We start from the raw sequence: 18893 nt of genomic DNA on the forward strand, positions 1-18893 counted from the left end.
CAGGGACCTCAGACGCGGGGAGTGCGCGCCCTTGACGACACGACAGTCCTGGATCCCGGACGCGGGTCTCACGCAAGAAGTAAAAGATCAGTTCGACCGGGCCATAGCCTCCTACCGGGCAAACCCCCATCTCATCTCCGAGCACGCGAATCACGAGGAATCCATCCGCGTCGGAGGATATGCTAATCGCACGCTCCTTGAGCTCGTTCAAAACGCCGCCGACGCCATGTCTGGACTTAGCGATGGCCAAGGCGAGTTCGCCGGTAGGGTTGAAATCGTCCTCGATGTTGAAGGGCGAGCTCTTTACTGTGCCAATGCCGGTCGTCCGTTCTCGAAGAGCGGTATTACGGCGATCACGCACGCACACCTCAGCGGCAAGCGGGGGGACGAGATCGGGCGATTCGGACTCGGGTTCAAATCAGTCCTTGCAGTTTCGGATAGTCCGCAAGTCTTCAGCCGGTCGGTCTCGTTCGAGTTCAACTCACGGGCCGCTCAGACCGAGATCGCCCAGCTCGGTTCTTCAGCAAGACGTTTTCCGACCCTTCGCACCGCAACCCCAGTCGACCCGGTCGCCGAATTCACAGAAGATCCCATTCTTGCGGAACTCGCCAAATGGGCGACTACCATCGTCAAGCTTCCGCATGCGTCGAATCTCGACCGGCTCCGCCGAGAGATCGAGGGATTTTCTTCTGAGTTCCTCCTCTTCGTTGGCGCCGTGCGAGAGATCAAGCTCCGGGTGCTCGGCAACGACCCATTCGAAACCAGTCACGTATCTCGTGATTTCGGTAATGGAGTGCTCAAAATTGAGCGTCCCGACGGCGGTGGGGACGAATGGATCGTTGAGGAACGGATGCATGCGCCCTCCCTCGAAGCGCGTAAGCAGGTGGGCGAGGCCGTATCGCGTACGGAAGTGAAGGTATCTATCGCTATTCCGAAACGACACGCGAGACAGCGAACCGGGCAACTCTGGTCCTACTTCCCCCTCCGTGATCAGACCTCCGCATCGGCGCTCTTCAACGCTCCATGGAGCGTGAACGACGACAGGACCACGCTGCTCAGAAACGACTACAACCGAGAGATACTCGGGACGCTCTCGGAAATGTTCGTCGGCATGCTGCCACGGGTGAGCACACTCGATGATCCGGCTGCCCACCTCGACTATATGCCTGCGCGCGGTAGGGAGGCCCTGTCATTCGGTGACGAGTTGCTCTGCGCGCATGTGCCTCAGATCTCAGCAAGCCTCGAACTCGTGCCAGATGCCAACGGAGTCCTGACACGCGCAGCGGAACTGCGTCCTCTGGATTTCACCATCGGGATCGATCCGAGCATCCATCAGGCATGGACTATGTCGCCGAATACAGGCGACGACGTTCCACATTGGCGATGTTACACGTCGTTGCAGCGAGTCACGCGCCTACGGCAGATGTTCGCAGTAGCAGCATCCCACGGCCTCATCGACGCCGACGACAGGGACATGAAGCGTGCCCTGGAGGCCTTGCCGAAGCGCGGGCTTCTCTCCTGGTTGCGGGAGTGGGCCGAAGGGTCCGACGTCGTGTCTGCCTCGCATGCCTTCAAGTTCGTATGCGGCAACAGAAACTTGACCGACATAGATCAGGCCAAGGTAATCCCGACCACTCAAGGCATGCGTACCCTGAGAGATAAAGATGTCATCTTCCTCCGTCAGGAGGAGGGCATCGAGATCGAGGGAGCAATCTTCGTCTCCCCTGATTTCCTGGCGCAGCCCGGCGTGGACGCTACCCTCAGGGGAGTCGGATTTCGGGATCTGGATCCGCTGGCGATCCTCAACGCGCGCCTTGCAAGCCTCTCAGGCACGTCAAGCGATCAGGTGCTCTCAAAACTTTGGGACGCTGTACTCGGAGTGCCCGTCTCTATTGCGGTGAAGGCACTGGCTAGTCATTCGACCACCGTCAAGGTCCCGACGCGGGACGGTGGATGGGCATGGCCGCGCCAGGTCTTTGATCTCAACGAACCCTTAGGTGACGAGCACGCGGCAAGAACACTGGACCGCAGGCGTTGCCTGCCCGAGGTGGCATATCAACTGGGGGTCGTGCGCGGCCCTGTGAGGACCTACTCTGCAGAGGACGAGCCATCCTTCGGGCAGTACCGAGAGTGGACCGCGGCGACGCTCAATGCGAAGCAGGGCCCTGGCGAACGGCCAATCGACAACATCGAATTCTATCCCGGAGAAGGGCCGGGCCCGTTCTCCATGTTGTTCATCCTGCGTGACGCAGGAGCCTCATCGCAGTTGCGGGAGAGCTGGACCGTCGGGTTGCTTGAAGCAGGCGACCCCCCTTGGACCTGTGAGGACCTCGACACGGGTACGGCCCATCCCGTGCGGTCGCCGGTTCGCTGGGCAGTGGACCGTGCCGGCCTGCTGCGGTCGAACCGAGGGTTCCGCCCGCCGGCAGACGTCGTCGCACCGTCCCTCATCAGGTACGAGAAACTCCTTCCACTATTCCGTGGAACGCGACAAGTCTCCGATGCGTTAGGACTTCCGGACCAGCTAGATGCGGTGCCCGCTTCTGTACTGAAAGAAGCGCTTGAGGCGGAGCTGTTTGCGCCGAGCATCGAGGATTCCGTCCTGATCGAATTCATCCTGACGGCGTGCCGCATCGCCTATCCGGGTACTCACCCGCCGAGCATCCCCGCCAGAGTAAGGCGTGCGACCGAACCGCGTCCGCCGGCGTCGGTGTACCTCGCCACGACGGACGAGCAGGAGGAATTCCTGTCGTCGCGCCAGCGCCCCTATCTGAGAGTTACGGACGATCAGGCTGTAGAAATCGTGGAAACGGTGGGTTGCCGCCGGTTCGAAGACAGCTTCGCATTCTCCATGCTGATCGAGGGAGAACAGGAGAGCGAGCGGGTCGTCGACGTCTTCACCGGGCTTCGTAGTACGCAGGTCGCCGACAGAGTGTTCAATGCGACGGTCACACGGGCGATCCAAGTGGTCAAGCGGGTGACCACCGAGGAGGGCGTCGAGGACCAATCACGCGAATGGCACCTCGACGGATTGAATTTGGTGGTGCGCAGCGATGCCGACGAGCGTCGGCTTGTCGGCTTCGTTAATGACGCCTTCGACCTGCGCCTCACGAACGCCGAACTCGACCAAGTCCTCAAGACAGGCCTCGACCACCACCTCCAAGCACTTCGCGAGGAGGCAAAGGCGGCTCCGACTGACGCAGACCGCCTTGATGTCTACTTCGGTCCGGATGACCTGCGGGATGCGTTACCCAAGGGGCTCTGGCAGGCGCTCGAAGCACAGCGCCTGGTCACCGATCAGACCTCCGTCGCTGATCTATTCCTCACGGTGTACGGCTCGGACTCGATCAGGCAGCTCGTCCCCCTCTTCCGCCAAGAGGGCTTCCCCGACGTCCCGACAACATGGGCGGGTGGCGCGGCGACAATCTCTTGGCTGCGGAAGATGGGATTCGCGAGCGAATACGCTGGCCGTCGCAACGAGCGCCAAGACCATGAATTCATCGTCCCCGGTGCGGTAAAGCTCAGCCCCCTCCACACGTTTCAGGAGAAGATCAGTCGACAGCTCAGGGACGTGCTCACACTGCGTGAAGCGAACGGTCGCCATCTCAAAGCGATGGTGGAACTCCCGACCGGTGCGGGCAAGACACGCGTCGCGGCAGAGACCGTGCTCAGGCTCTTCATAAAGGGGGACGTTCGTGGCCCGGTCCTGTGGATCGCGCAGTCTCTGGAGCTCTGTGAACAGGCGGTGCAGACTTGGAGCACGGTCTGGCGAGGGCTCGGGGACGAGCGTCCGCTGACGGTCGGACGCCTGTGGGAGAGCAACACCGTGCACGAACCGGACACGGAGTTCAGCGTCATTGTGGCGACAGACGCCAAGCTCGATGTCATCCTCGACAGCCCAGAATACGATTGGCTGAGCAAGGCGTCAGCAGTCATCGTCGACGAGGGACATCGTGCAGGAGGCTCCGAGCGGTACACAAGAATCTTGAATTGGCTCGGCGTGGCTGGCAGAGGTTGGGAACGCCCATTGGTCGGACTCTCAGCAACTCCCTTCAAAGGCACATCCGAGACAGCGACTGCTGCGCTTGCGAGCCGATTCGGCAATCGAAAGCTTGATGCCTTTGAGGTAAATCCGTATAAGCAACTCGCGGAGCTTGGAGTGCTTGCGCGGGTGCAGCACGAAGTCTTGCCAGGCATTGAGGTCGTCCTTCGACCGGATGAGATCGCTGAAGTCACTCAACAGCGGAGGGTCAGTCAAACGGTTCTGGACCGCATCGGCCAGGATCAGGCTCGCATGTCGATCCTCGTCAACCACATCATGAGCCTAGATGAGAACTGGCCGGTGCTGGTGTTCACTCCGAGTGTCCTCTCAGCCCAGGTGCTCGCCGCTACACTTCGCTATCGCGGTCTCGAGGCGGAAGCTGTGAGTGGACAGACCGGTAGACAGCAGCGTCGGGACATCATCGAGAGATTCAAAAATGACGAGATCCGCGTCCTCTCAAATTGCGATCTACTGATTCAGGGTTTCGATGCCCCGGGCGTTCGCGCGCTATACATAGCTCGCCCCACCTTTAGCCCGAACGCATATATTCAGATGGCCGGCCGTGGGCTGCGTGGCCCCGCTAACGGCGGGAAAGACGAGTGCCTCATCGTGGACATGGCGGACAATTTCGGCTCCGTCAACCGGTTGCTCGGATACCGTGAATACGAAGACCTCTGGAAGGAGCAGCGCGCGTGATCCTCGTCCCCGACCTGACGGACATCGAAAGAAACTCCCGCAGCGACGCGGAACGCAGGATCGCTCGATTACTGCGAGAGATCGACGATGACACCGATGCAGTAGCCTTCCATTCGGTAAAATTGCGCTCCCATGCCTACAAACAACAGGCAGAGGCAGATTTCGTCATTTTATGGAAGAAAGTTGTTATCGTCGTCGAAGCCAAGGGGGGAGGTGTCCGGAAGTACGACGGCGCCTGGTACAGCGTCGACCGACGTAACGACTGGCACAAGCTGGCCAGCTCCCCGATGGAGCAATCACAGTCCGCCATGTATGCGCTGAGGAACATCCTCCGCAAAGAGGGCGTCGACTGGTTCGCGCAGGAGGCCATCGTCATCACTCCTGACATCGACACTCCTCCGCACTCGGTCGAATGGCAGCCGACTCACTGGCTGGCGAAGGACGACATGAGCGTTCAGGGAATGGCCCGCGCTCTCGATGTGGTAGCAGCGTCAGCACAAACGCCGCCCGCCGGCCGGAAACGCGCGAGAACCGAAGACCTACGGACGCGCCTGTTCGGAGAGTTCACCCGCATGCCCGTGATCGACGCACAGCGTGGAGCGGTCATCGAGGAACAGAACCGCGCCACAGCGAGTCAGGCCAGAGTCCTCGCCTCACTGGCGCGTAACCCGCGGGTCATGGTGTTCGGCGGCGCGGGCACCGGCAAGTCACTCGTCCTGGTCGAAGCGGCAAAGCAGGATGCTGATCAAGGACGTTCTGTATTGATCACCTTCCGTTCTCCAGAGCTGCGCGGCTTCTTCGCCGCACACGTGATCGGCCGCGGCATCGACCTCGTCCCGTTCGACCAACTTGAGCCGACCAAGGTCTATGACGCCGTATTCATCGACGAAGCCCAGGACCTGATGACCGCCGAAGCGATGGACACACTCGACGCGCTCGTCGTCGGTAGACGTGCCGCAGGCCGCTGGCGGATGTTCCTCGACATGAACAACCAAGCGCACGTCGACGGAGGCTTCGACGAAGACGTCTTCGAGATCATCACCGCTGAGGCACTCTCGGTCGACCTGGACCTCAACGTCCGAAACACACAGGCGATTGTGCACATGGTTCAGGAGTACCTCGGGGCGGACGTGGGAGACCCGGGCATCGTCCACGGAGACAGAGTGCAGTGGCACACACCCGACGGGGACCCCGACGTCGACGAGGCCGAGTCCATTGCGCAGCAGTTGGCGGCAGACGGAGTCCGTAAAGAAAGCATCTGGATCATCAGCACGACGTCGAGCGAGGCCCCCCGCCTGACACATCACGGCTTCATCGTCACGAGTCCGAAGTACGCGAAGGGTCTTGAAGCAGAGCACGTCATCGCCTGCGACCTACCTCCATGCTTCGACAAAGCCGGGACCGCGGCCTTCTATGTCGCCGTGACGCGCGCTCGTGTCTCACTGCATATCGTCGCGTCCAGGGACGACAGGCGGCACCTTCAGCAACTACTCCAAGAGCGGGTGGTGACCAAGTGACCCTCACAAGGGCCCAGGAGCTTGTGCTGAAGCACCTTCGAACGGCATACATCGGGCCAGACGGCGGCGACGACGAGGTCGTCGTCAACATGCCGGACCGTCAGTACGCCGTCGCGATGTTGTTCCCCTACGAATCGTCGGCCCCTACCCCCGAGGACTCCGACCAAGAGGCAGGGGTTGAAGCTGACGTCCCGTCAGGAGACGTGGAGGAAGAAAGCGCAAGCGTGCCCCTCGCCGAGGACTGGCGACCCTCGTCGGTCGCGATCTCCTTCGTCGCTGACCGGACCAGTGTCTCATGCGACTTCTCGGGAGGAACCTACCTACCGATCACAGGAGATGGCCCTCCGCGTTGGCAACGCCGCCCCTTCCGATTCGGAGGAGTCGAGCTTTCCCAGAAGCGGCCCCTGCACCAGGTCAAAATAGGCGATATACCGATCGAGATCGGATCGAGATGGCGCCCCTACGGCGACGCCCATCTCGTAACGGTACATGCACGCCTACTGTCGAAATCGACGGGTGACGATCGGCTCGACATCGGCCGAATGCTCTTCCAAATCGCGCTCAGCGTGACACCTGCCCCCGGCGGGCAGATCTATGAATACGACGCCTCGAGATCACTCGACCCGGACGTCGAGTCCGCAGAACTGCGACTCCGCTACCGAGACAGGAAGGTGTACGCGGTAGGCCACGGCATGGCAGCCGACTGGGATCTGACCGACGGTGAGTGCACACGCGTCTTCCTCGATCCCGTGCCGGCCTTCGTCGTCGCCGCGATCGAGACCACGGGATTCGATCCCGAATCCGACGCAGCCAAGGCCCTTCGCCTCGACAACCTGTCACGGATCGATAGACAGCCAGACGAGATCGTCTCGATGCTCGACGTGTTCGTCAAGGCCTTCTCCGACTGGGTCTCCGAGCAGGAGGACGGCGTCAGCGCCTTCGGGGCCGACGCACCGGTCGCGCAAACGATCACTGACCGTGCACGCACCGGGGTCCGCCGTATGGAAGCCGGTGTCAAGCTGCTGCGTGATAAGGATCAGCAGCCGCTGAGAACTGCGTTCGCGCTCGGTATGGCCGCGATGCGACTGCAGATGCGCCAGACAGCGATCAAACATGGCGAGGAGCCAGACAGGGTGCAGGAGCCCCGATGGCGCCCCTTCCAACTCGGCTTCCTTCTGGTGGCGCTGGCGTCGACGGTCGACGAGACGCACGACGACCGGGAACTCGTCGATCTGATCTGGTTTCCCACAGGCGGTGGAAAGACAGAGGCATACCTGGGACTGGCAGCGATCGAGATCTTCCGCCGCCGGATCGCTCATGGCATCGAAGGTGCCGGAACGGCGGTGATCACTCGATACACGCTTCGCCTTCTGACGTCACAGCAGTTCCAGCGGGCGGCCTCGCTCGTCTGCGCCATGGAGATTCTCCGACGCGACGACCCGCGGGCGAAGGGCATGGCCCGGTTCTCCATCGGTCTCTGGGTCGGCAACGAGGTCACTCCCGGCACACGGAGCGAGGCGAAATCCGCCCTAGAGCGCCTCCACAAGGCTGCCAAACCCAAAGAAGCGAACCAGTTCCAGGTCGAAAGCTGTCCGTGGTGCGATGCGGCGCTCCTGCCCGAGACCAGGGTCCATGACTCATCGCGTTACGGTTTCCGGATCGTCGGTCGCGATGTCGTCATCCACTGCACCCGCGGGAACTGCCGGTTCAATGACGAACTCCCCGTGGCCGTTGTCGACGACGTCCTCTATGAAGAGCCGCCGACGATCCTGCTTGCGACTGTGGACAAGTTCGCCCGTCTCCAGTTCAGACCTGAGGCAGGCAGTCTTCTCGGCCTCGACACGACGTTCCGACAACCGTCGTTGATCATCCAGGACGAACTGCACCTGCTGTCGGGACCGCTCGGCACGACAGTCGCTGTCTTCGACGCAGTAATCCAGATGCTTTTGAGCCGAGATGGCGCAACTCCCAAGATCGTTGCATCTACGGCCACGATCCGGGCATCGGAAGAACAGGTCCAAGGACTGTACGGCCGAAGCGTTGCCCTGTACCCGCCAGCGGGGCTCAACGGCGATCGGACCTTCTTCTCCCGCCCCGTCGAGAGCGGCGAGGGTCGCCTATACGTCGGCCTGATGCCGCAGTCTCTCTCCCAGGTCTCAGCGGTCATCGCCGCGACCGCACCCCTGATCGAGATTCCGGAGGTACTAGCCAGAAAGCTCGATGCAGGGGCGACACGAGATTCCTATTGGACTGCTGTGATGTACCACAACAGCCTACGCGAGCTCGGCCGCTCGGGAACGTTGGTAGTCGACGACGTGAACGGGCGCTTGGAACCGCGTTCAGATCGGCTGGGCCTGCAACTGCGTCGTGTCCGCGCCGACCGAGTTCTGGAACTCACCAGCAGGCGAGGGCCGGAAGAACTTCCCAACGACCTGCGTGAGCTCGGACGGAGCGCTGATCACACCGAGCAGGCGATCGACGTCGTCCTGTCCTCGAACATGCTGTCAGTCGGCATCGACATCCCTCGTTTGGCCTTGATGCTGATGGTCGGTCAGCCGAAGACGACCGCTGAGTACATCCAGGCCACCAGCCGGGTCGGTCGTGGTCGGAACAACGGCATCGTCACAACGTTGTTCAGGTCGAATAGAGCGCGCGACCGGTCGCACTTCGAGACCTTCCGGAGTTACCACGAGGCGCTCTATCGCAGCGTCGAACCAACGAGTGTCACTCCGTGGTCGTTGGCGTCCCGAGCGAGATCGCTCGCCGGCGCCCTCGTGGCGTTGCTGAGGCAATCGTTCTCGACTCTCGCTGAGAACGACTCCGCATCACGTCTAGATCTTGATGACGATCGGATGCACAACGCCATCGAGCAACTCGTCGCGACGTTCGTCGATCTAGTGAGCCGCTCGGAGCTCATCGAGGCCGAGGAAACCGAAGAAGAGGTGTGGCAGCTCCTACGCGACTGGGATCGCCGCGCGAAACTCGCACGCGAGGCCGGAGCCACGTTGGTGTACGACCGTCGGAAAGCAGACGACGAAGCACTTCTGAAGCGGTTCGGTCAGCGCGGAGAGGGATGGCTTGTAGCCGACTCGATGCGGTCCGTCGAGCCGAACGTCGCCGTCCATGTACGTGAGCCGCTGGAAGGAGGCACCCGTGGAACGAATCCTGCATGACCTGCGCCTATCGGAAACGATCACACCGTTCGGTGTGGGGGCCATCGTTGACGTGCTCGGGGAGTCCCTGATCGCGCCCGACACCTCCTGGTGGGACCGCAAGTCCGCTCCCGAGATCAGTTGTGAAAGGCTTCGCGCGCGGCTGCGCGGCGGCGTCGGCATCCTTCGACAAGCGCCCGCTCACTCGGGTCGCGCGGCCAAGGAAACAGCCCATCTGCTCTACTGGCGTTTTCCGGCCTGGCGGTTCTGCGAGCGATGCACGAAGCTCTCGCAACTCACCGGCAGGAACAAGGGCCGCTGGATCAACAAATGCGAATGCGGCGGAACACTTGTACCGATGCGATATGTCGCCGTCTGCGAGAAAGGCAGCCACATCCAGGACATTCCCTGGTTCAAGTGGGCGCACCGCGGCACCGACGCAGGAGTCACCGAAACTGTACGCTTCTGTCGTGCTTATAAAGAACTGAGATTTGTACGCTCGTCACAACGCGGGGAGGGCTTGGGGTCACTCCGTATTCACTGCAACGGGTGCAAGCGGTCTCGCCCGCTCTCCGACCTGACTGGCGGAGAGTCACTACACCGTGACGGCATCCGGTGCGAAGGTGCTCAGCCGTGGGAGGAGCCGAAACCCGGCAATGTGTGCGAGCACCGTCTCAGCGCCGTCCAACGAGGCGCCACCGGCAACTACATCGCCGAACAGCTCTCAGCGCTCGACATCCCCGAAGAGCGCCCGGAGTCCGCAGAGAAGGCAGATCAGATTCGCAACCACTTCAACTTCCAAAGGGTGGTCTCCGACAACGGCGGTCCCCAGGCAGAACTGGTAGCCGGGTGGATCGCTGAGGAACTCGGAGTGTCGGCGGAGGATGTCCTCAGCCTCGCAGCCAGCGGCGACGACTCCACAGAGGCGCCTCTCCTCGGCCTGAAGGACGGCGAGTGGGCGGCGTTCCTGAAGAAGCTCGAAGGCGGCAGGGACCACAGCGTCGACGACTTCGTCGTCGACGGATGGAAGGTGCCCGCCGACTCGACGTGGCCCCAGGCTCTGACAAGTCGACTCGTCAGCGTGGGCCAAGTGCGCCGCGTCCGCGAGGTTCGAGCACTTTGCGGCTTTCGTCGTCACAGCGCCGACGCCGATTTCATACCATCGGATCTTGGTCCCGATCGGAAGCGAAAGCCGGTGTATCCGGCCATCGAGATGTTCGGCGAAGGCATCTTTCTCCGGTTCGACGAAGACCAAGTGTCCGAGTGGGAGAGCTTGCCCGAAGTCCGCACACGGGCTGGCATCTTGCTAAATCGGCGGAACTCCAGTCAGTGGGCTCACCGTTTGGATGTGCCGGAGCCGCGCTTCATTGCATTGCACACGATCGCTCATCTACTCATCCGCAGGCTCGCGTTCGCGAGCGGCTATTCCTCAGCGTCTCTTCAGGAGCGTATCTACGCCAACTCTGATCGCCCCGACCGCACAGCGGGCATCTTGATTTACACGGCTGCGGGTGATGCGCAGGGGACGCTGGGCGGACTCGTCCGGCTGGGCGAGCCCGACAAGATCCTCTCACTACTGTTGGCAGCCTTGAGTGACGCTGATGTCTGCTCGAATGATCCGGTATGCATCGAGAGTGACTCCCAAGGCTCCTCGCAGCTCAACCTGTCGGCGTGCCACGGATGTGCGCTCGTCAGCGAGACCTCGTGCGAGACGGCTAACCGTCTGCTGGACCGTCAGCTCGTACTCGGCGGAGGCAATGTACCGGGCCTCCTCGACAATGTGCTCGATCAGGTTCGGCGGAGGACGGGCGTGTAGTCGATGAGCACACACGTACGAATCGCCGCATGCACAAATTACCCCTAGTACTCCAGTGACACATTGAGATCATGGGTGGGATCTGCGCCGGTAGTGGCATCGGCGGGCGGTGACTTGGTGGCGGCGCCGCCAGTGTGACCAGTGCAGGATGTCCTTGGTGCGGCGGTGTCGGGTGAGGGTGAGGGCGGCCAGTAGGCGGCGGATCTCGGGCATGGTCAAGGGCAGGTGCTTTTTGTCGCCGCCGGGCTGGGATGCGGCCAGGGCCGCGAGGAAGGCCAGGGCGAGCATCGCCAGAGTGATGTGGCGGTGCCAGCCGTGCCAGGTGCGGACCTGGTAGTGGTCCAGCCCGACCTGGCCCTTGGCGGCCTGGAAGGACTCCTCGACCGTCCAGCGGATGCCGGCGATGCGCACCAGGGCGGCCAGTGGCGTGGGCCAGGGTGAGTAGCAGCGGTAGAAGGCCAGTTCCCCGGTGACCGGATTGCGGCGGATCAGCAGCCATCGGTGACCGGGCCGGTGGGTGTCGATGCGGGTCCAGGCCCAGGCGTACCAGCGGTGCCCCTTGGCGCCGTGCCCGGCGCTGTAGAGGTGCCAGTGCGCGTCGGGGACGTGCGCGGCGATCTGGGCGGCCTGCCAGTCGACGCCCTCGCACCGCACCCGGGCCGTGCCTGCGATCACCAGCACATACCCCACCTGCCGCTTCTCCAGCAGCGCGCGCAGGCGCGGCTCTTGGCCGTAGACCTCATCGCCGGTCACCCAGGGCGCGTCGATCCCGGCGTCCAACGCGGCGGCGATCATCTGCGCGGCCAGGGCGGGTTTGGTGGCGAAGGCGGTCTCGTCCGGGATGCCGGCGGAACGGCAGCGGCCCTGGTCGGCTAGCCAGGATTGCTCGGGCAGGTACAGGCGGCGATCGATTATGGCCGTGGGGTGGCGTAGGCCAGGAACACGCCGACCTGGCTGTTTTCGATACGGCCGGCGGTACTGGCGTACTGGCGTTGCACCCCGGCCGATCGAAGGCCCTTTTGAGGAAGCCGGTCTCGTCGACGATCAGCACGCCGCCCGCGCCGAGGTGTTCGCTCAGGCAGCCGCGGACGTCGTCGCGTACGGCCTCGGCGTCCCAGCGCGCGCTGCGCAGCAGGCGCTGCATGGTCTGCGGGCCGCTCGGCCCGGCGTGCTCGGCCAGGTTCCAGCAGTTCTTCCGCTCGACGTCCGACAGCAGGCCGCGAACGTAGGCGTTCGCCGCGCGACGCGGCTTGATGCGGCCGAACCGATGCGCGATCCGCCTCATCAGGTCGTTGAGGGTGACGATCCAGCGGTCAGGGTCTACGCTGTCGGCCACGGCCATCACGCGATCTTCAGATGTCTTCACAGACTCCGAATGATCACGTGGTGGCCGTTCTCGTGCCACCCCAAGCGCGAAGATCGCGAAGTGTCACTGGAGTATTAATTGGCTTCTTAAGGAAGTACCCTCACCTGTCGCCGCGTAGCCGAAGTCGCGGTGCCTCGTCTTCTCGCCCCTTGTTTTCGATCAAGCTCTCAAGCCGGCTTGAGCGATCGCTTAAGTCGGCCTACTCTCGGTTTTGAGCGATCGCTTAAGACGTGGGAGGGCGCGTGGGTTGGTTCGTGTACGTCGAGTGCTTGGTCCGGGCCGATATGGAGGAGTTGTGGGAGCGGACGCAACGGCCTGAGCTGCATCAACGGTGGGATCTGCGGTTCACGGAGATCGACTACCTGCCGCGTGTCGACGACGGGCCGCAGTGGTTCCGGTACGCCTTCAAGCTCCTGCCCGGGCTTGTCATCAACGGCATCGGCATCACGACGGGGGACCGGCACGACACCGGCGGCACGACGTCGGCGCTGCGGTTCGCCTCGGACCATCTGCTCTCGCTGATCCGCTCCGGCTCCGGCTACTGGCGGTACGTCCCCACCGACGACGGCGTCCGCTTCATCACCCGGTACGGCTATCGCCCCGGCTGGGGCAGGGCCGTCGACCTCGTGTTCCGGCCGCTCATCGGCTGGGCGACGGCCTGGTCCTTCGACCGGCTCCGCCTCTGGCTGGAGACCGGCCAACCGCCGGAGCGTTCCCTGTGGCAGGCCCTCGCCGAACTCTGCCTGCGCACCCTCGCGACCGCCATCGCCGTCACAACCACTCCTGCCGCCGTCGCCTGCCTGATAGGAGCGGCGGCCGTCCTCCTGCCGCCGCTCCCGTCGACCCCGGCGGCGCGCCGCTGCCTGCGCCGTCCGCCCGACCGGCAGACGGCACAACCTCCGCACACCCTGATGGAGACCCGATGACCTCGATCTTCCAACGTGCCCTCGGCGCGGACTTCGCCCGCCTGCACCCGCAACTCCAAAGACGCTTCGGCGTGAGCGTCACCGGCGGGCAGGCCTGCGTCGGCACGGGGGTGATGGAGCACGTCTGGCACGCGGGGTATACCCGGCCGTTCCTCGCCCTCGGCGGAACCCGCAACATCCTGGTCCCAGCGCAGGGCCGGCAGGTGCCGTTCACCATCGAGAACTACCCGTACGTCGACACGTACGGCCGGGAGACGGTCAGCTTCGTCCGCACCTTCGACCTGCCCGGCCGCCCCCGGCGGTTCGACGCACAGATGGTGCACGACCCTGCCAAAGGCATCGTCGACTACCTGGGCTCGCACCAGCACCTGGCCGTTGACCTGGATTTCCAGGTGGACGAGTGTGGGGGCTTGGTCATCCGGTCCGGGGGGTTCCGCCTGCACGAGGGTCGGCTGTCCTGCCGTCTCCCCGCACTCATGACCGGCACCGCCGTGGTCCGGGAGTCGTACGACGACGAGGTGGGGGAGTTCCGCATCGGGGTGACGGTCTCCCACCCCAGGCTGGGCCCCATGTTCGGCTACTGGGGCGCCTTCCAGGTCCACTACGTCGACGTCACCGAGCACGGCGTGCCCGCTACGGTGATGCCGCGGCGCGAAGAGGCACGCCTGTGAGCTCAACGCAGCGGGGGCACGGCGTTGCGAGCGCGTTCGAGGGCGAGGGCGGGCCACCAGGTGCCGCCAACGGGGTCCACCTGGTGATGCACCGGATCCTCCGGCCCGGAGCCGCCGCGGAGGCACCGGCCGTTGGACTGGCCGGGATCGCGGATCCACAGGAAGGCGTCGGCCAGCTCGCTGTCGGTGTCGGTGGTCGGGCGGGAGCCGACGCCCCGTCCTGGAGGGTTGCACCACAACTGGGGGTCGGAGTACTTGCCCTCGGGAGCCTTCCATACCCCCCTGCCATTGCGGCTGGTGTCGATGACGAAGTGCGTCAGCGGTGCGTCGGCCGACACGGCGTCGATGTCGCCACCCGCACACGCGCTTCCGCCCTTGGCGGCGACGAGGTAGACGCAGCGGGAGAGCCTTTCCCCATATCGGAGGAGGCTGTCGGTGTCCTGGAAGTCCGAGCTGTTCAGATAGAAGCCATCAGCCCGCCCTATCGCGGCCTTGACCAGCCGATCGGCGATATCGGCGACGGACTGGGGCCAACCCTGGATGCCGCCGTCGAGGTAGACGGCCGTGTGCGGCAGCGCCCCCAGGCGGTCGACGGCGTAGCCGAGCTCGCGGTAGCGCTCGGCGGTCCCCGCGGTGCCGCCTGTCGGGCAGTTGTCGGTGCCAGGCACTTTGGTCAGGCTGTTCGGTTCGAGCACGACCACCGCCCGGCCCGCGCCGATGCCGGCCACGACCTGGTCGATCCAGTCGCGGTACTCCCGCTCGTTCGGCGCCCCGCGATCGGAGCAGTCCGTCAAGGGGATGTAATCCGTGAGGAACACCGGCACGGCGTCGTGGGCCGCGGCGAGCCGCATCGTGGACCTGACGGTGTCCTCGGCCTCGGTAGCCGGTCCGTTCAGGTTCACCGAGTGTGGCACCGCGGCGAGGGCGCGCATCAGCGCGGCGTCGGCCTTCCTGCCCTGCGCCTCCCAGGCGTCCGCCTGGCGCTGCGGGTCGGGCTCCTGCTTGTACGCGAACCCTACGCCGGGCTCCCGCAGCGGATTGCCGCCGGTGCCGGCGGCGGAAGCGGACGGGAGCGCGGCGGCCACGGTGGCAGCCGACGTGGCAGCCGAGGTGGCGGACGAGCCGGATGCGGCGGGGCCCGACGAGGTGCCGAGCCAGGTGGCGGTCACCGCCGCGACCAGGGCAATCGCGCCCACCCCGGTCCCGATCACCAGGCTGCGGCGGCGTCTCCCGCCATCCCCGGGAAGAGTGGCGACCGAAGGTGCCGAAGAACCGGTGAGCGTGTCGAGGATGTCCTGAACGGCCGGTCGTTGTGCCGGGTTTTTGGCCAGGGCGCGTGCCACCAGTGTGCCCAGCGGTCCGTCGAGGCCGGTCAGGTCGGGTTCCCCGTTGACGACTCGGTTGAGCACGACGGGGAGCGGTCCGTTGCCGAAGGGGGCGTGGCCCGTGCCGGCGTACGCGATCGTGCTCGCCCAGGCGAAGATGTCGGAGGCGGGTGTGAGGGGGCCGCCGTCGAACTGTTCTGGGGACATGAACGAGGGTGTCCCGACGACCGCGCTGCTCATGTGTCCGGCCATGTCGGTCAGGTGGGCGACACCGAAGTCGATGACCTTGGGGCCGATGGGGGAGAGCAGGACGTTGCCGGGTTTGAGGTCGCGGTGGATGATGCCGGCGGCGTGGATGGCGCGTAGGGCGGTCGCGATGCTGACGGCGAGCCCGTCCAGGCTTGAGCCGCGTAGCGGTCCGTCCCGTTCGACGGCCTCCCGCAGGGTCGGCCCTGGCACGTACTCGGTGACCAGATAGACGGTTTCTCCGTCCACCTCGGCATCGAGGACGGCGGCGGTGCAGAAGCGGGCGACTCGCTTGGCCGCTTCCACCTCGCGGCGGAACCGGCGGCGGAAGTCGGGGTCGGCGGCGATCGTGTGGTGGAGCAGCTTGACCGCCACGCGTGTGCCGTCCGGTGCCTCGCCCAGGTAGACGGTGCCCATCCCGCCCTCGCCCAGCCTGCGCACCAGCCGGTAAGGCCCCACCTGGGCCGGGTCACCCGCGCGCAGGCCGGACTCATGCTGCCCAGGTAAGTCCCCCGCCTCGCTGCCGCCGTTCACATCGCCCCCGCTGGGATGTCCGGAAGGTCAGGTCACTACGGATCCTATTGACCGCCGCCGGGCGCGGCCATGGCCGAACACGTGCCGCTACGGTGAAGCCGCGAAGAGGAACGAAGGGGGAGACGATGGGCGACACCCGGACGCGGCTGCTCGAAGGGGCTCTGGAGACGTTGCGGACCCAGGGCATCGCGGGGGCCTCGGCGCGGGCGATCGCCACCGCCGCCGGGGTGAACCAGGCGCTCGTCTTCTACCACTTCGGCACGGTCGACGACCTCCTCGCCGCGGCCCTGCGGCACGGGTCGGAGCAGCGGGTCGCCGTCTACCGGGCCCGATTCGCGGCCGTGAACACCCTGAAGGAACTGCTCGACCTCGGCCGTTCCCTGCACGCCGACGAGCGCGCCGCGGGAAACCTGACCGTGCTCGCCCAGATGCTCGCGGGCAGCCAGATGGACGACAAACTCGCCCCCGCCACCGCTGCCGGTCTCGGCATGTGGGTGACCGAGATCGAGGAGGTCCTCGGCCGCGTGCTGGCCGGCAGCCCGCTCGCGGAGTTCGTGGACGTCGCCGGGCTCGCCCGCGCCACCGCCGCCGCCTTCGTCGGCCTCGAACTGTACGAGGGCGTCGACAAGGACGGCGCGGAGCAGGCGTTCGACAGCCTGGAGCAGCTCGCCGGCCTGGTCGCCGTCCTGGAGGACATGGGCCCGATCGTCCGGCGCACCGTACGCTCCCGGCTCCGCAAGGCCGGCTCCGCCGACAAGTGAGCCGAGAAGTGAGCTGAGAAGTGAGTCGGCGCAGCGCCACCCCCTCGGCCGGACCGCACTCAGTCGACCCTGACCACGTACTTGCCCCGCACCCCGCCCGCCTCCAGCGCCCGGTGCGCCGCCGCTGTCTCCTCCAGCGGGAAGCACGTGTCCACCGCAGGGCGCAGTCTCCCCTCCGCCACCTCGCGGGCCAGGTCGTCGAAGAGTGCCCGTTTGGGGTTGCCGCTGAAGAAGCGCACCCGGCCGCGGCCGTGTACGGCGCTGGCGGCGAGGTAGCCGAGTGAGGCGGCGAGCCTGGTCTGGTCGAAGGCGATGGTGACCATGCGGCCGCCGGGCGACAGCAGGCGCCGGAAGGCCCGCAAGTCGGTGCCTGCGGTGTCGAGGACCACGTCGAACGGGCCCAGTTCTGCCGGCGAGACGCTCCGGTGGTCGATGGCGTGGTGGGCGCCGAGCGTACGGACGAAGTCGAGGTTGGCGGCGCGGGCCAGGGCCGTGACCTCGGCCCCGTAGGCCTTTCCGAGTTGGACGGCGGCGTTGCCGACGCCGCCCGCGGCGCCGCGTACGAGCAGTCGCTCGCCGGGGCGCAGTCCGGCCTTGTCACGCAGCGCCGTGATGGCCGTGGTCGCCACCGGCAGTGCGGCGGCCTCCACGAGATCAAGCCCGTCAGGGACCCGGCCGAGCCGCTCGGCCCGGACGGTCACATAGTCGGCGGCGCTGCCGAATCCGGTGCGGCCGACGACGCCCCACACCCGATCGCCGACCGCGACACCCGTCGCGCCGGCGCCGACCGCGGCGACCTCGCCGGTGAAGTCCAACCCGACGCGTTGCGGGAACTTCCGTCCGGTGAGGAGGCGGAGATCGCCGGCACGGGCCGCCAGTTCGCCGCCGTTGACGCTGAACGCGCGCACCCGCACGAGCACCTCGCCGGGCGCCGGTTCGGGGCGTGGCACCCGGCCCACGTACAGCACCTCGGGGCCGCCGTAGCGGTCGAAAAGCACTGCTCTCATCGTGCGGTCGTCCATCGTTCTCACCTTCGCCATCAGTGGCCGTATGGGGAATCCGGCCCCGAGCGTAGGCTCCTAACTGGACGCGATCGTCCGTTTAGGTAGGAAGTGAGAGACAGTGGTGCAGGAATCCTCTCGGAACGCGGGCCCGGGGCTGCGGGCCGACGCCCGGCGCAACCTGGACCGCATCCTCGTCGCCGCCCGTGCGGTCTTCGCCGAGCACGGGATCGACGCGCCCATGGCGACCGTGGCCCGCCGGGCGGGGGTCGGTGTGGCGACGCTGTATCGGCGTTTCCCGACCCGGGACGCCCTGGTGCGGGCCGCGTTCGCGCAGCAGATGGAGACCTGCGCTCGGGCGCTTACCGAGGCGCTGGCCGACCCGGACCCCTGGCAGGGCTTCCAGCGGCTGGTCGAGACGGTCTGCGAGCTTCAGCGGGAGGAGCAGGGTTTCCCCGCCGCGTTCGTCGCGGCCTTCCCGCACAGCATGATGGAACACGCGCAGGCCCGAGGACGGGTCGAGCGGGACCTCATGGTCCTGGTCCGCAGAGCCCAGGCAGCGGGCGCGCTGCGGTCCGATTTCCACCCTTCCGACCTCGCCGTGGCCCTGTTGGCCCACTGTGGCCTGGTCACCGCGCTGCCGCATGACAGTGCCGCGTCCCGGCGCCTGGTGGCGTATCTGCTCCAGTCGTTCCGCGCCGAGGCGGCTCACGGGGCCCTGCCTCCGCCGAGTGCTCTGTCGTTGCGCAGTTTCCCGATCGCGGCCGACGGCTCCCGGAGACAGCGCCCCTCCAGGGCCTGATCCGGGAGTGGGCGACTCCCGGCAGCCGGGTCCTACTG

Annotated in this window: 10 protein-coding genes and 1 pseudogene; 8 read left to right on the forward strand and 3 right to left on the reverse strand. The window is 65.4% G+C overall.

Annotated features, from left to right (window positions below; genetic code table 11):
- The first annotated feature begins 31 nt into the window (after positions 1–31).
- Genes ACGFIB_RS16650 through drmB form a run of 4 tightly spaced genes read left to right on the forward strand, consistent with a single transcriptional unit; the run spans position 32 to position 11223 of the window.
- Complete coding sequence (locus ACGFIB_RS16650) at positions 32–4738, forward strand: DEAD/DEAH box helicase (RefSeq protein ID WP_393372492.1); 4707 nt, start codon at positions 32–34, stop codon at positions 4736–4738.
- Positions 4735–6255: a nuclease-related domain-containing DEAD/DEAH box helicase gene (locus ACGFIB_RS16655; protein ID WP_393372495.1), complete on the forward strand. Its 1521-nt coding sequence runs from the start codon at positions 4735–4737 to the stop codon at positions 6253–6255. The genes ACGFIB_RS16650 and ACGFIB_RS16655 overlap by 4 nt, the downstream gene beginning before the upstream one ends.
- Complete coding sequence (locus ACGFIB_RS16660) at positions 6252–9428, forward strand: helicase-related protein (protein ID WP_393372498.1); 3177 nt, start codon at positions 6252–6254, stop codon at positions 9426–9428. The genes ACGFIB_RS16655 and ACGFIB_RS16660 overlap by 4 nt, the downstream gene beginning before the upstream one ends.
- The gene (drmB, locus tag ACGFIB_RS16665) at positions 9409–11223 is read left to right on the forward strand and encodes a DrmB family protein (RefSeq protein ID WP_393372501.1); all 1815 of its coding nucleotides are present in this window, start codon (positions 9409–9411) and stop codon (positions 11221–11223) included. The genes ACGFIB_RS16660 and drmB overlap by 20 nt, the downstream gene beginning before the upstream one ends.
- Positions 11224–11292: 69 nt before the next feature.
- Here drmB and ACGFIB_RS16670 read toward each other — a convergent pair.
- Positions 11293–12565 (reverse strand): annotated as a pseudogene (locus ACGFIB_RS16670) (IS701 family transposase).
- A gap of 266 nt (positions 12566–12831) precedes the next feature.
- On the opposite strand from ACGFIB_RS16670, the gene ACGFIB_RS16680 reads away from it, so the two are divergent.
- Both ACGFIB_RS16680 and ACGFIB_RS16685 read left to right on the forward strand, forming a co-directional pair.
- A complete protein-coding gene (locus tag ACGFIB_RS16680; protein WP_393372504.1) occupies positions 12832–13515 on the forward strand; it encodes a hypothetical protein in 684 nt (227 codons plus the stop codon).
- The gene (locus tag ACGFIB_RS16685) at positions 13512–14186 is read left to right on the forward strand and encodes a DUF4166 domain-containing protein (RefSeq protein WP_393372507.1); all 675 of its coding nucleotides are present in this window, start codon (positions 13512–13514) and stop codon (positions 14184–14186) included. The genes ACGFIB_RS16680 and ACGFIB_RS16685 overlap by 4 nt, the downstream gene beginning before the upstream one ends.
- A 2-nt stretch (positions 14187–14188) precedes the next feature.
- Here ACGFIB_RS16685 and ACGFIB_RS16690 read toward each other — a convergent pair whose 3' ends face one another.
- On the reverse strand, positions 14189–16291 hold the full coding sequence (locus ACGFIB_RS16690; RefSeq protein ID WP_393372510.1) for a glycoside hydrolase family 6 protein: 2103 nt from the start codon (positions 16289–16291) through the stop codon (positions 14189–14191).
- Between the two features lie 125 nt (positions 16292–16416).
- On the opposite strand from ACGFIB_RS16690, the gene ACGFIB_RS16695 reads away from it, so the two are divergent.
- Positions 16417–17052 (forward strand): TetR family transcriptional regulator, encoded by a 636-nt coding sequence (locus ACGFIB_RS16695; RefSeq protein WP_393372513.1) that lies wholly within the window; start codon positions 16417–16419, stop codon positions 17050–17052.
- Positions 17053–17111: 59 nt separating this feature from the next.
- On the opposite strand, the gene ACGFIB_RS16700 is transcribed toward ACGFIB_RS16695, so the two are convergent.
- Positions 17112–18074: an NAD(P)-dependent alcohol dehydrogenase gene (locus tag ACGFIB_RS16700; protein ID WP_393372516.1), complete on the reverse strand. Its 963-nt coding sequence runs from the start codon at positions 18072–18074 to the stop codon at positions 17112–17114.
- A gap of 100 nt (positions 18075–18174) precedes the next feature.
- On the opposite strand from ACGFIB_RS16700, the gene ACGFIB_RS16705 reads away from it, so the two are divergent.
- A complete protein-coding gene (locus ACGFIB_RS16705) occupies positions 18175–18855 on the forward strand; it encodes a TetR/AcrR family transcriptional regulator (protein WP_393372519.1) in 681 nt (226 codons plus the stop codon).
- Positions 18856–18893 lie beyond the last annotated feature (38 nt).

This window comes from Microbispora bryophytorum, from assembly GCF_043197435.1.
Classification (GTDB): domain Bacteria; phylum Actinomycetota; class Actinomycetes; order Streptosporangiales; family Streptosporangiaceae; genus Microbispora; species Microbispora bryophytorum.